This window comes from Sphingobacterium thermophilum (assembly GCF_039541675.1).
Lineage (GTDB): Bacteria > Bacteroidota > Bacteroidia > Sphingobacteriales > Sphingobacteriaceae > Sphingobacterium > Sphingobacterium thermophilum.
Genome location: NZ_BAABGR010000010.1, coordinates 38,884 through 51,675, shown reverse-complemented (window position 1 = coordinate 51,675; position 12,792 = coordinate 38,884). Strand labels below are relative to the sequence as shown.

The following is a 12,792-nucleotide window of genomic DNA, read 5'->3' as shown; positions in this document are numbered from 1 at the left end:
CTAAATTTTTACAAGTAAAATCATAAAGCCAGCGGAAGATAAAGTAAATTAGGGTCTAAAAGACTTCAAAACTTATTAACAACCAATATGAAACGAATATTAATCGGCTTATTCACCGTATTTGTATGCTTGAGCTATGCTCAGGAAAAGAAAAACCTCGTAAAACCTAATTATCAGCTAGCCGCAAAATTCAGTCCCGCCAAATTGCGGACGATGATTTTCTCTACCGAGGTAAAACCAAACTATATCAATCGTGGCGAAAAGTTTTGGTATGAATACAGTACCTCCGCAGGGAAAAAATGGTATATCGTCGATCCGGTAGCAAAAAAGAAAAGTGAGCTTTTTGACAACGCTGACATGGCAACCAAAGTAACGGCCATAGTGAAAAACCCTTTCGATGCTCAACATCTTCCGCTTCAAAACTTACGTTTTGTGGACAACAGCGACCATTTGATTCGTTTTGAAGTACAAAGCACCAAAGACACCGTAAAAAGCAAAGAAGAAATCAAGAAACTTACAAACAAAAAAGATACACTCAAGAAGAAGTTGTTTCATTTTGAATATAACATCTTGTCTAAAGAGCTAAAAGAGATAAGCGACACCACGAAAGAAAAAGCAACACCTTTCTGGGCAACCTTCAGCCCTGATACCAGTAGAATCTACTACGCCAAAAATTACAACATCTACTGGATGGACTACAAAAATTACCTTAAAGCATTAAAAGACGAAAAAGACAGCACTATCGTCGAGCATCAGGTCACCAAAGATGGTGTACAATACTATGCTTGGGGTGGCGACCAATACAGCACAACCACAGGCGATAGCAAATCTTTACGCGAAGAGCAATTCAAACGCAGACCAATACGTCTACTATGGTCTCCTGATGGAAAACATTTCGTCATCACGCGTAAAGATAACAGACATCTGTCGGCTCTATGGGTTATTCACAATGTGAACAACAAAAGACCACAGCTGGAAACTTACAAATATCTAATGCCAGGGGAAGTGGATTCTACTGAAACCGAGCTCTACATCTTTGATGTAGCTTCTCATCAGCCTAAAAGAATCAATGTTGCTGCCTTTAAGAACCAAACGCTGACCTTGTGGAGCAAAGATGCTAGCAAAGACAATTTTAAAGGTAAATATTATATCAACTATTGGTTGGGCAACAGCCAGGAGTTTTATATGGCTCGCTCCTCACGTGACCTAAAGCGCATAGACCTTATAGCCGTAAATATAAACGGTACCCATCGTGTGCTTGTGGAAGAAAGGATGAACGTGTATATAGACATCCGAAAACCAAAATTGATAGCAGGAGGAAAACAGTTTATCCACTGGTCACAACGTGACGGTTGGGGACATTTTTATTTGTACGACATCTCCGGAAAACTTATCAATCAGATTACAAGAGGAGAATATAACTGCAATGAAATATTGGCATACAACGAAAGTACAGGAACTCTATATTTCCAAGCTAATGGATTAGAGAAAGATATAGACCCTTATTACAACTTCCTGTATGCAGTAAACAAAAACGGAGGAGCACCAAAACTTCTTACGCCTGGAAACTATGACCATCAGATTGAAAGTAACGAATATGGCAATTATTTTATAGATAATTTCTCTCGAGTTAATACAGTTCCTCAGTCAAACCTCTATTCTACTTCAGGACAGCTTATTATGAAGTTGGAAGAAGCTGATTTAAGCCAGCTTTTCGCAGCAGGATATAAGTTCCCTGAACCTTTCAAAGTAAAAGCCGGGGACGGCATCACAGACCTTTATGGGGTGATGTACAAACCTTTCGACTTCGACTCTACAAAGACATACCCACTGATAGAATATGTGTATCCAGGACCACAGACAGAATCTGTAAACAAAAGTTTCGGACGAAGCATGGACCGCTTGGATCGTCTGGCACAGATGGGCTTCATTGTGATTTCCGTAGGTAACCGTGGTGGCCATCCCGCTCGTTCGAAATGGTATCATACCTACGGCTATGGAAACCTTCGTGACTATGGCCTGGAAGACAAAAAAGTGGCCGCAGAACAACTGGCAGATAGATATTCTTTCATTGACGTCAACCGGGTAGGTATCACCGGACATTCCGGAGGAGGGTTTATGTCCACCGCCGCTATGTTGGTATATCCCGATTTCTTCAAAGTAGCAGTATCGGGTGCTGGAAACCATGAAAACAACATATACAACCGTTGGTGGTCGGAAAGACACCATGGCGTACAAGAGCAGATAACAGAAAAAGGAGATACTACCTTTATCTATAACATCAACAAAAACAGTGAGCTTGCCAAAAACCTTAAAGGAAAGCTCCTTATTGTTACCGGCGATGTAGATAACAATGTTCACCCGGCCAACTCCATCAGAATGGTGGACGCCCTCATCAAAGCAAACAAAAGATTCGATTTTGTCTTGTTGCCAGGACAAGCACACTCTTTCGGCAATATGACCGAATATTTTTTCTGGAAAATGGCAGACTACTTTGCTGAACATCTTTTAGGAGAGTCCAAAATGCATGAAGTGGACATCATGGAAATGAATAGGGAAAAACCATTAACACGATAATCCGTAGATGAATCCTGAAAAATTTTCTACAATAACTGCGGCACTTCTATCATCGAGTGCCGCTTCTCTAAAACAAGAAGTGCTTAAGGTCGCCACTATAAACGACCTGTTTGAGTTGGCAAATAGAGTTGAAGATGCACGAATATGTTTCAAAGCCAGCTGGGCTTTGGAACATATTCTTTTGTCTGAAAAGAAGTTGCTTCTAAGTTATGCCACACCTTCGATAGAAGCGTTTCTAAAAAATAGCAACTGGAGCGCCCTAAGAAGCATCACCAAACTTATCATGGAGCTCTTATCGCTAAATTACCCTTTGACCCAAGAGCAAGAGGAAATGATTATAAACAAAACATACGACATATTGGAAGATTCGGAATGTCCTATAGCCGTACGTTGCAATGGCTACGATATTCTATATTATCTATCCGTAAAACACTATTGGCTAATAGATGAGTTAAAAAACAAAATGCAGCTAGATATTGAAAAAAATCAATCCGCTGCACTTGTAAGCCGCAGTAAAAGTATCTATAAAAAATTAAAACGAATATCTAACTCCTAAAGAATAGTAATTATACATATCCCCTTTTGAATCATTTGGTCGTCCATTCCATCCATAGGGTGTATATCCATCAATTTTATCATCTACCCCAAAATTTAATTGCATTTTAGGCACTATACTTATATAGCGTCCTTTTATATTATAGCCTTTATTCAATGGTATAGCAAAACCGAAAGACAATGATGGGAACACAGTTGATTTGCTTTTGGTGCTAAAAATAGGGGCCCCATTCTCATCATAACTGTCTATTGGTCCATACGAATCTGGAGCAGCCGGATTTCTATATATATCTTGATAATGATTACTTAACCTATGCCATCCAAAATCGACAAACAATGCTTCGGCCATAGTTCCCATCAAACTAGGGACGGTATAACTTTCACCATTAAAAAAAGCTACAGGATGAAAAGTAAATACAAATCCAAAAGATTTAAATTCATTTCTGGAATGTCTATTTTCTCCATAACGTTCACTGTCAGTAATTAAAGAACCAAATCGTCCCTCAATGCCTATCAACAGTCCTTTCTTTAGCAAATAATCAAATTGAAGATAGGCTGCAGATCCTGTTCCCACATTCTCTTGGATATCACCATATAATTTTGTTAAACCATAACCTGCCGTAATATGATATCTACTGACATTCCCTAATTTTCCATACAACGGAGGACAGTAAGACTGAGCAACTGATGTCAAACTTAACGTAGTAAGCAAAAACGCAATAAATAATCTCATAGTCGTATCAAAATGAACTAAAACAATGTAGTTCCTTTATTATAGTTTATTTTTCCTAGGTGTCTGTATGCTAACTCCGTACACTCTCGCCCTCTAGAAGTTCGCATAATGTATCCTTCCTGTATTAAAAAGGGTTCATACACTTCTTCAATGGTACCTTCATCCTCTCCTACTGCCGTAGCTATAGTTTTCAAACCCACGGGTCCGCCCTTAAATTTATCAATAATTGTTGACAAAATACGGTTATCCATCTCATCCAATCCATTTTCATCAACATTTAAAGCATTTAAAGCATATTGGGCAATAGCTTTATCAATGTTTCCGTTGCCTTTGATTTGCGCAAAATCTCTTGTCCTACGCAACAATGCATTGGCAATACGCGGTGTACCACGACTTCTTCGAGCAATCTCATAGGCTCCCTCCTCACTAATGCTACATCCCAAAATATGAGCCGACCGCATCACTATCGTGGTCAGCAGCTTGGCATCATAATACTGCAAACGGGCATTGATTCCGAAGCGAGCACGAAGCGGAGATGTCAACAGTCCTGAACGCGTGGTGGCTCCCACCAATGTAAAAGGATTTAATGATATCTGCACCGAACGGGCATTAGGTCCCGTCTCCAACATGATATCTATCTTGAAGTCCTCCATAGCAGAATACAAATATTCTTCCACTACAGGAGAAAGACGGTGTATCTCGTCAATAAAAAGAATATCTCCCTCTTCCAGATTGGTAAGTAAACCGGCTAGATCTCCAGGCTTGTCCAACACGGGGCCGGAAGTAACCTTAATCCCTACTCCCATCTCATTAGCAATGATATGGGATAGAGTCGTTTTCCCTAATCCTGGAGGACCATGCAACAGCACATGATCCAAGGCTTCTCCCCTCAATTTGGCCGCCTTCACAAAAATAGACAGGTTTTCCAAAATTTTCTCCTGCCCTGTGAAGTCTTCAAAAGATTGAGGGCGCAACACTCGCTCCATCTCCCTATCGGTAGGACTAAGTCTTTCTGGATTCGGATCGAGATTCTCGTTCATCAGTTATATTTTTTAAATAATGATTCCAACTTCAACTGTATCACACCAAAGAATGCCTCCCGGAAAATTCGGGTGCTCATCTTGGACTCTCCCAATGTCCTATCGGTGAAGATAATGGGCACCTCTACCACACTAAAGCCATATTTTATGGTCTTGAACTTCATCTCTATCTGAAAGGCATACCCTACAAAGCGGATATCTTCCAGACGAATAGTCTCCAACACTTTTCGGTGAAAACACACAAAACCGGCTGTAGCGTCCTGTATCTTGATACGCATGATCATACGTACATATACCGAAGCAAAGTAAGACATAAGGACCCTGCTCATAGGCCAGTTTACCACATTCACCCCCTTTATGTAGCGTGAACCTATAGCCATATCGGCTCCATCTAAAACTGCCTGTCGAAGACGTATCAAATCTTCCGGGTTGTGGCTGAAATCAGCGTCCATCTCAAAGATGTACGTATATTTTTTTGCCAATGCCCACTTAAAACCGTGAATATAAGCCGTTCCCAAACCCAACTTTCCTTTCCTCTCCTCTATAAACAGTTTTCCTTCGAACTCCTGCATCAGACGCTTCACGACATCTGCCGTGCCATCCGGCGATCCATCATCCACTACAAGGATATGAAAAGGAACTGACAACGAAAAAACCTTACGAATTATATTTTCGATATTTTCGATCTCGTTGTAGGTCGGAATTATTACAATACTATCAGCCACGCCTATTTTCTCTATAGGTACAAAAATAATAAAATATACTACTCTCAAAAGAGTCAATCTCCTTACCGTCTAATTAACGCCATGCATCAGCTTCTTAATCCAAGGAGAAATGACAATTAACACCAACCCTGCAATCAAAGAGTAAAGTCCCAAATCCTTATAGCTTTCTGTATACACTAGAAGCTGCTCCACGAGGCTGGAACCTTCCTTAGCTTCTGCCATATTAGCTCCTATCAGTCCCGCAACATACTGGCCATAAGCACTAGCTAAAAACCACATACCCATCATTATACCTTGCAGCTTGGCCGGCGACAGCTTCGTCATGATAGAAAGACCTATTGGCGATAAACATAACTCACCAAAGGTGATGACAAGCAAAGCTAACGTAAAAATATCCAAGGAGGCAATGCCCTCGACTGCAAAGAACCGTGTGCTAAACAACACGTAATAGCCTAAGCCTAAAAAGATGAATCCCAAACCAAATTTTATAATCGTATTGGGTTCCAACCTGCGCTTAGAAAGCCAAATCCATAGGATACCGAACAATGGTGCCAATGCTATAATAAACAAAGCGCCTCCGGAATTGTTCACCCCGTTAGGATCCATATGTAGCAAGCCTCCCAATAGAGTGTCGTTAAGGTTTTTCGCGGCAAAGATGCTCAATGAACCTCCACTCTGCTCGTATATCCCCCAAAATATGATGGAAAAGAGGATAAAGACTAAAGCTGCAATAAGCTTGTGACGTTCCTCTTTACTAACCTTAGTCATCTCATAGAAAAGGTACAGCAAAGTCAAGGGACCAATAGTGTACATGAAATAGTCCGTATATTGGGTCTTGGAAACCATCAGCTGTATCAAAGGAATTGCCCCCAACGTTCCTATATACACCAGATATTCTGCCCACTTAGGTAAAGCTTTTGTCTTTACGATAGCTTGCGGATGTCCCGGCTGAAGGCCTATAGGTCCCAGATGTCTTTCGGTAAAATAAAAGTTTATCAGACTTACCAACATACCTACCGCAGCCAATCCAAAAGCTATATTCCAACGATGCGCTTCCGCAATAACATCATTCAACATATAACCTTTACCAATAGCCACACAGACATATCCCCCCAAAAAGGCTCCCAAATTTATCCCTGCATAAAAAAGCGAAAATCCTGCATCCCGTCGGCTATCGCCTTCCTTATACAGCTCTCCCACCATCGTCGAAATATTTGGCTTGAAAAAACCCGTACCGATGATGATAAAAGATAAACCGAAAAAGAAATATGTATGTGGATCTATAGCCAGAAATATAGAGCCTAATATCATCAGGATTCCTCCCCAAAAAAGAGACTTCCTAAATCCCAAAATCTTATCGGCAAACAACCCACCCACAAAGGTAAAAGCATATACAAACGCTTGGGTAGCACCATATTGAAGGTTAGCTTCCTTCTCCTCGAAATTCAGTTGGGAGATCATAAAGAAAACCAACATACCACGCATTCCGTAAAAACAGAAACGCTCCCACATTTCAGAGAAAAACAAACTCCAAATCTGCTTTGGATATTTGCCCTTAAAACTCTGAATCTCTTCTAAACTTTGAATTCTTGTATTCATGAATATGATTTATTAAAAAAGCCCCTAAAGTTAGGAGCTTTTTGTTTCTTTATCTTACACCGTGCATAAGTTTTTTAACCAACGGATGTAATAGTATTACTATCACTCCCGCCACAACAGGCACTATAGTGAATATCAAGAAGAATGTACTCAAAGAATATTCTTTAGTGATATTCTCTATTTGACCACCTAAGATTGCTGCCAGCTTATTACCTATAGCTATGGCCAAGTACCACATACCAAACATAAATGCTATCATCCTCGCCGGAACCAGCTTGCTCACATACGACAGTCCCACAGGAGAAAGACAAAGCTCCCCTAAAGTGTGGAACAGATACGCTAACACGAGCCATACCATAGACACCTTAACACCGGCATGCAACCCATGAGCTCCAAATGCTAACAATCCGAAACCTATAGCCATGACAATCAATCCCAAGCCATATTTTACGGAAGCCGGAGGGTTGAACTTAGACTCCCAAACCTTCGAAACCATATTGGCAAAGGAAATGATAAAAAATGAGTTTAAGATCGAGAACCAAGAAACCGTAATCTCAGAAGATTCTGCTGTAAACTCTTTATACAACATCCACCCTGCAATGGCCCATAATGCTGCAAAACAGATTATCTGTACCCAATTGGACAAAGGTGCCTTGCCAAAAGTGGCTTTCGTCAACTTAAATACTACATAGGTAATAAGAGCCAATGGAACTACCGTCAGTAAAGTATTTATCGTATTGAAAATGAGCAATGAATTTCCCGTCAACGAGCGATCCACATAGTCACGTGCAAATAATACTAACGAAGAAGCTCCTTGCTCGAAAGACATCCAGAAGAATATCACAAAAAAAGCAAAGATGATTACCGCAATCATACGGTCACGAACCACTTTCGTATAACGAATTAAGCGAGAGATGATGACAAAAATAAACAACACCAAGGCCGTAAGGATAGCCACATACTGTCCGGCATAATCTCCTATCTGAAATACAGAAAGAATATCAATATTGGCAATTTTCGACAGCGGGTCATTGAAAGCATATCCCAAGCCTAATAAAGTCATCACCACAATAAGAAAAGTATCCAACTTGGTAAACGGATTAGGCTTGTCGTCAGGATTGGAAGTATCCCACTTTTGTGCCTTCGCTGCAGCTCTTTGTTCTGCCGTAGGAGGATCGCCAATTTTTCCAAAAATAGGCTTAGCAAACCAAAACTGCAAGGTCCCCAAAAGCATAAATATTCCAGCAAGGCCGAAGCCCCAGTGCCACCCAATCTTTTCGGCAAGATAACCGCAGAGCATCATACCAAAGAAAGCTCCCGCATTTACACCCATGTAAAAGATAGTGTATGCTCCGTCCTTTTTCTGTGGAAAACCTTTATACATTTCCGAGAGAATGGAGGTCATATTTGGTTTAAAAAAACCCGTTCCTATTACTAATGCCGCCAATCCCAAATAAAGAAACAGAGGTGTATTGAAGGCCATAAATAAATGTCCCAATGTCATTATCGCTGCCCCTATTACTACGGCATAGCGATAGCCCAAATACTTGTCAGCCAAAATACCACCAAATATCGGAGAGATATACAACAACATGGCATAAGTACCGTATAAGGCTCCCGCCTGTACAGGGTCCCATCCCCATCCCGAAAAAGGACTACCCACAATGATGGCTGTAGTCAAAAAGTTCACCAACAAAACACGCATCCCATAGAATGAGAAACGTTCCCACATCTCGGTAAAAAATAAGACAAAAAGTCCCGAAGGATGACCTAGGACCATATGTCCGTCAATTCCCTGCTTTTCTAGTTCCGCTGAAAACGAGTTGTCCGTAGTCTGACTCATATAGTGTTCTTGTTTAATGATAAAGTCCCAAAAATACAATTTAGAACACTAAGTTGTATGACAGCATATTAAAAATAATAATCCTTACAAGGTCTGAAGTCCTCCCTGTAAGGATCAAAAATTTAGCTTAAAACTTATTTAACTATTCTATCTAATTCAGTCTCAAAACCTAACCCTCTACAGCTTTTAGCTTTTTGGCCTTATTTATCTTCCACTGCAATAAAATAACAGACAACACAAATGTTACAACAGCTATTATGGTCAATCCCCATATTGAGGAAGTTACCATCTCTGCTTTGCCGTGTTCAATGACTAGGGTTCTGAAAATCTGTAGGTAGTGTGTCAGTGGAATACATTTTGCGAACGCAACGACCCACGCCGGCATTTGACTCAACGGCCACGTGAAACCACTGAGAATAAAGGATGGGGTTGCTACAACCATCAGTATTTCTGTAGCCTGTAACTGTGTCGGAATAGCTATACTCACTAATATTCCCAAGAATCCAACAGCTAGCAAAAACAATAGCGATGCTCCCCAAAAGGTAAAACCTTCAATATGTAATGGCATTCTGTATATCAAAGAATAGCCATAATACAGCACGTAAATCAGAACCGACATCAACAAATAAGGGGTAAGCTTCACAAAAAGTAATTTCAGGACGTTTGATGACTTGTCTACCAAAGTACCGAAAGTGCCTTTTTCGAATTCGGAAGCAAAACTCAATGCCAACCCCAACATTAACACCTGCTGAAACACAGTCAGCAATACCCCCGGAAGCATGAAATATAGATAGTTGCCGGATTTAAAGTTCTGACGTATGATTGTCGTCTTGAAAGGTTCATATTGTTGTGTAGCCACATATTCGGGCACACCTTTTTTCTCCAGACTTTTTATCTGAATCCCTGCCTTCATCGTAGCCACACATACATTGGCAGCCATCATGGCATAATTAGAGGTCAACGTGTTGGAAGTGTTGACAAACAGGGTCACTTCCGTAGGCCGGTTATAGTTGATGTTCGAAGAAAAATTTCGGGGTATCTGCACCACCACCGTAGCTTCTTTGCGCATAGCCTCTTCGTGAGCCTTAAAATTGTCCGGCAGGATGGAAGCCACATAAATGACTTCATTGTCATTGAACATATCTATCAGCTGCTTAGATAGAGGCGATTGGTCTTCATCCACCACCACAATAGGCAGGTTAGTCACCGACCCTTTCTTATATACCGATCCTACCAAAATACCATACATTATCGGCGCCCCTAGAAAAAGCACCATAAGTACCTTATTCTGGAAGAACAGATGAAATTCCCTTTTAACTAACTCCCAAAAGCTTTTCATGATTAGCCTTTCTTAATTTTCTTTCACAATAAAACTAGCTTTGGTAAGAAGCTCTTTTGCCTCCGCAGCGTTGACAGGCTTCATACGTATTTCAAAGACTGCTTCCTGTTGTTCGAAATCAGGATATGCTGTGCTGATGTTTGCATACGAAGATAAAGCTTTGATTGTCTCTATCTTTGCCTCTACTTTCTTGTCGCCCAAATAAGGGATACGCAGCGTCTTTACAGCACCTTTCTGAAAATCTTTCATCTTACTCTCAGGTACTGTAACTCTGAAATAGGTTCCATCGGTGATGTAACCGGATATCAGGCTATATCCCGCCAAGGCCAGCTCCCCGACCTTAAGGTTTATGGTTTCCACAGACATGTCTTGCGGAGCAATAATATAACGTTCCTGTGCTGCTACATTGACCTCCGTCACTGCTCCCAAAGCTCTTTCCTTCTGTCCTAAGGCCATCTTCTGCTGCTCAATACGTGCTCCTTTGAGAACATCGGCCAGCTCTGCCTGTGCCGCCAAATATTGATTTTTGGCACCATGGTATTTGGCGTACACCTCATCATACTTCTGCTGCGACACCAAAGAGTCGGCCAACAGGTTGCGCATACGATCCAACGACTTTTGCGCATACTCATATTGCTCTTTCAATCCGTCCACTTTAGCCCTCAACTGTTGAAGCTGACCGTCCGTAGCACCTTTCACAGCCATCTCGTATTGTGCCTGAGCAGCTTCCAAAGCACCTTGCGCCTGAATAGCCTTAGCATCTACTTCTGGAAGTTCAAGTATAATCAATGTATCACCTTTGTGGACAAGTTGCCCTTCCTCGACAAGGATTTTTTGAATCTTCCCCGGAATCTTGGTTGTCACCGACAGCTGATCTCTTTCTATCTTGCCCTCTAAACCTTTGGTTTGCTCTGTGTGATTGGAACAAGCCTGTGCCAACAAAGCTATTCCCAATATATATGCTATGTTTTTCATGATTATCTTACAATGGTTTGATATAAGTTTCCGTTTGCTTTTAACAACTCCGTAGCAGCTATTCGCTGGCTCAAAACTTGATTATAATAGTTTAGTGATTGTTTATAAAACTCGTTTTCTGCCTCAAGACGTTCTGTAACATCCTGTAAGCCTTCCTCAAATTGACGGGAAGCTAAGTGTAGATTATTCTGTGCTATTGTCATCTGTTGCCTGCTGACCCCGATTTTCTTGAGAGCTAAATCGTAGTCTGCTTTGGCCTTTCTTTGCAACAAACTGAGCTTTTCTCTGGTGTCCTCCAGTTTGTTCTCATTGATTTTCAAATCCAGCTTTGCCTTTTCTATGGATGTCTTATGGGTTTTACCTTCAAGAATATTCCACCTTAAGCCTACTCCTACAGCATAGGTGGGAGCCAACTGAAGATGATTGGATTTGAGCTGTACGTCACCCAGTGGACCTACATCTTTAATGGTTGTCTGGGTATGAAAAGCATTCAGATAGGAAACATTACCAAAGGCAAAAACTTTTGGCAACATTGCTCCTTTCTCCTTTTTCAACACATATTCATAAGCTTTCTGCGAAGCTTCCAAAGCTTGCAGCTCTTTGCGGTTCATCGCCATGGCATCATCCTCTAGCACGATCTCTTCCAATCTATAGCTTACCTGTAGCAGCTCTTCTTTCGGCAGTCCTGTAAGCTCTTCCAGCTTGAAATACAACAGATCTCTGTTGCTTTGCACTTCCGCCCTTTTACTTTCCAACTCCAACATGGCCAATTTGATCTTGTCACGGTCATAAGGTATTGCAAAACCGTTTTCGATAGCCTTAACAACCTTCTGATGCTCTTTATTGAGTCGCTTTTCGGAATCAGTGATAAGCACATCCACCTCCTTCAAAAGCATGAGCTGATCAAAAGAAGTGATGATTTCTTGAGCTATGGCATCGTAGCCGGCTTCCGTCATCAGCATCTGGGCCTTGTACTTTTGTTCTAAGGCTTTCTGACCGTTGGTAATCTGTAACCCGCTGAAGATAACTTGAGTAGCTGTAACGCCGGATACGACTGCCTGGGTAGAGAGATTTCCTTTTGTGGTGCCTTCAAAAAGATTAATTCCGGTTATGGGCAGCTGTTGTGTGGGTAAATCCACATCCACTCCCGTATTTACATAGCCATACAAAGCGTTCAAAGACACATTGGGGAGAAACTTACCTTTTACTTCTTCACGATCCAATGCCACCTTTTGATTTTCCAGCAAGGCGTTCTGAATACTTTTATTGTGTAGGACAGCCTTCTCAATGCTGTTCCGGAATGGCTTTAACGTTTCTTGTGCTTTACCATATTGTCCCCATAGTATGCCGACAAGTGCTAAAGCAGGATAAATGAAAACTCTTTTCATATTGTTTCCGTTGTTTTG

General features: G+C 41.2%; 10 protein-coding genes. 2 read left to right on the top strand and 8 right to left on the bottom strand.

Annotation, left to right across the window (positions count from 1 at the left end; translation table 11 throughout):
* The first annotated feature begins 87 nt into the window (after window positions 1–87).
* Together ABD873_RS05380 and ABD873_RS05375 are read left to right on the top strand one after the other, a co-directional pair.
* The gene (locus ABD873_RS05380) at window positions 88–2,577 is read left to right on the top strand and encodes a S9 family peptidase (protein WP_345065676.1); all 2,490 of its coding nucleotides are present in this window, start codon (window positions 88–90) and stop codon (window positions 2,575–2,577) included.
* 7 nt (window positions 2,578–2,584) lie between these two features.
* Entirely contained in the window at window positions 2,585–3,133 is a 549-nt protein-coding gene (locus ABD873_RS05375) for a hypothetical protein (RefSeq protein WP_345065673.1), read from the top strand.
* Here ABD873_RS05375 and ABD873_RS05370 read toward each other — a convergent pair.
* The 8 genes from ABD873_RS05370 to ABD873_RS05335 all read right to left on the bottom strand — a co-directional run bounded on the left by ABD873_RS05370 (window position 3,110) and on the right by ABD873_RS05335 (window position 12,774).
* A complete protein-coding gene (locus tag ABD873_RS05370) occupies window positions 3,110–3,865 on the bottom strand; it encodes a hypothetical protein (RefSeq protein WP_345065670.1) in 756 nt (251 codons plus the stop codon). The two genes, ABD873_RS05375 and ABD873_RS05370, sit on opposite strands and share 24 nt — an antisense overlap.
* A gap of 17 nt (window positions 3,866–3,882) precedes the next feature.
* Entirely contained in the window at window positions 3,883–4,905 is a 1,023-nt protein-coding gene (gene ruvB, locus ABD873_RS05365) for a Holliday junction branch migration DNA helicase RuvB (RefSeq protein ID WP_345065667.1), read from the bottom strand.
* A complete protein-coding gene (locus tag ABD873_RS05360; RefSeq protein WP_345065761.1) occupies window positions 4,905–5,630 on the bottom strand; it encodes a polyprenol monophosphomannose synthase in 726 nt (241 codons plus the stop codon). The genes ruvB and ABD873_RS05360 overlap by 1 nt, the downstream gene beginning before the upstream one ends.
* 69 nt (window positions 5,631–5,699) lie before the next feature.
* A complete protein-coding gene (locus ABD873_RS05355; RefSeq protein WP_345065664.1) occupies window positions 5,700–7,229 on the bottom strand; it encodes a peptide MFS transporter in 1,530 nt (509 codons plus the stop codon).
* A gap of 49 nt (window positions 7,230–7,278) precedes the next feature.
* Window positions 7,279–9,072, bottom strand: coding sequence for a peptide MFS transporter (locus ABD873_RS05350; protein ID WP_345065661.1), 1,794 nt, complete (start codon window positions 9,070–9,072; stop codon window positions 7,279–7,281).
* Between the two features lie 169 nt (window positions 9,073–9,241).
* Window positions 9,242–10,411: an ABC transporter permease gene (locus ABD873_RS05345; protein WP_345065658.1), complete on the bottom strand. Its 1,170-nt coding sequence runs from the start codon at window positions 10,409–10,411 to the stop codon at window positions 9,242–9,244.
* A gap of 12 nt (window positions 10,412–10,423) precedes the next feature.
* On the bottom strand, window positions 10,424–11,386 hold the full coding sequence (locus ABD873_RS05340; RefSeq protein WP_345065654.1) for an HlyD family secretion protein: 963 nt from the start codon (window positions 11,384–11,386) through the stop codon (window positions 10,424–10,426).
* A gap of 2 nt (window positions 11,387–11,388) precedes the next feature.
* The gene (locus tag ABD873_RS05335; protein ID WP_345065651.1) at window positions 11,389–12,774 is read right to left on the bottom strand and encodes a TolC family protein; all 1,386 of its coding nucleotides are present in this window, start codon (window positions 12,772–12,774) and stop codon (window positions 11,389–11,391) included.
* Between the last annotated feature and the right edge of the window lie 18 nt (window positions 12,775–12,792).

Excerpts from the sequence above, each read along its gene's own strand:
- ABD873_RS05380 (WP_345065676.1), top strand. The coding sequence starts at position 88 with ATGAAACGAATATTAATCGGCTTATTCACCGTATTTGTATGCTTGAGC.
- ABD873_RS05375 (WP_345065673.1), top strand. The coding sequence starts at position 2,585 with ATGAATCCTGAAAAATTTTCTACAATAACTGCGGCACTTCTATCATCG.
- ABD873_RS05370 (WP_345065670.1), bottom strand. The coding sequence starts at position 3,865 with ATGAGATTATTTATTGCGTTTTTGCTTACTACGTTAAGTTTGACATCA.
- ruvB (WP_345065667.1), bottom strand. The coding sequence starts at position 4,905 with ATGAACGAGAATCTCGATCCGAATCCAGAAAGACTTAGTCCTACCGAT.
- ABD873_RS05355 (WP_345065664.1), bottom strand. The coding sequence starts at position 7,229 with ATGAATACAAGAATTCAAAGTTTAGAAGAGATTCAGAGTTTTAAGGGC.
- ABD873_RS05350 (WP_345065661.1), bottom strand. The coding sequence starts at position 9,072 with ATGAGTCAGACTACGGACAACTCGTTTTCAGCGGAACTAGAAAAGCAG.
- ABD873_RS05345 (WP_345065658.1), bottom strand. The coding sequence starts at position 10,411 with ATGAAAAGCTTTTGGGAGTTAGTTAAAAGGGAATTTCATCTGTTCTTC.
- ABD873_RS05340 (WP_345065654.1), bottom strand. The coding sequence starts at position 11,386 with ATGAAAAACATAGCATATATATTGGGAATAGCTTTGTTGGCACAGGCT.
- ABD873_RS05335 (WP_345065651.1), bottom strand. The coding sequence starts at position 12,774 with ATGAAAAGAGTTTTCATTTATCCTGCTTTAGCACTTGTCGGCATACTA.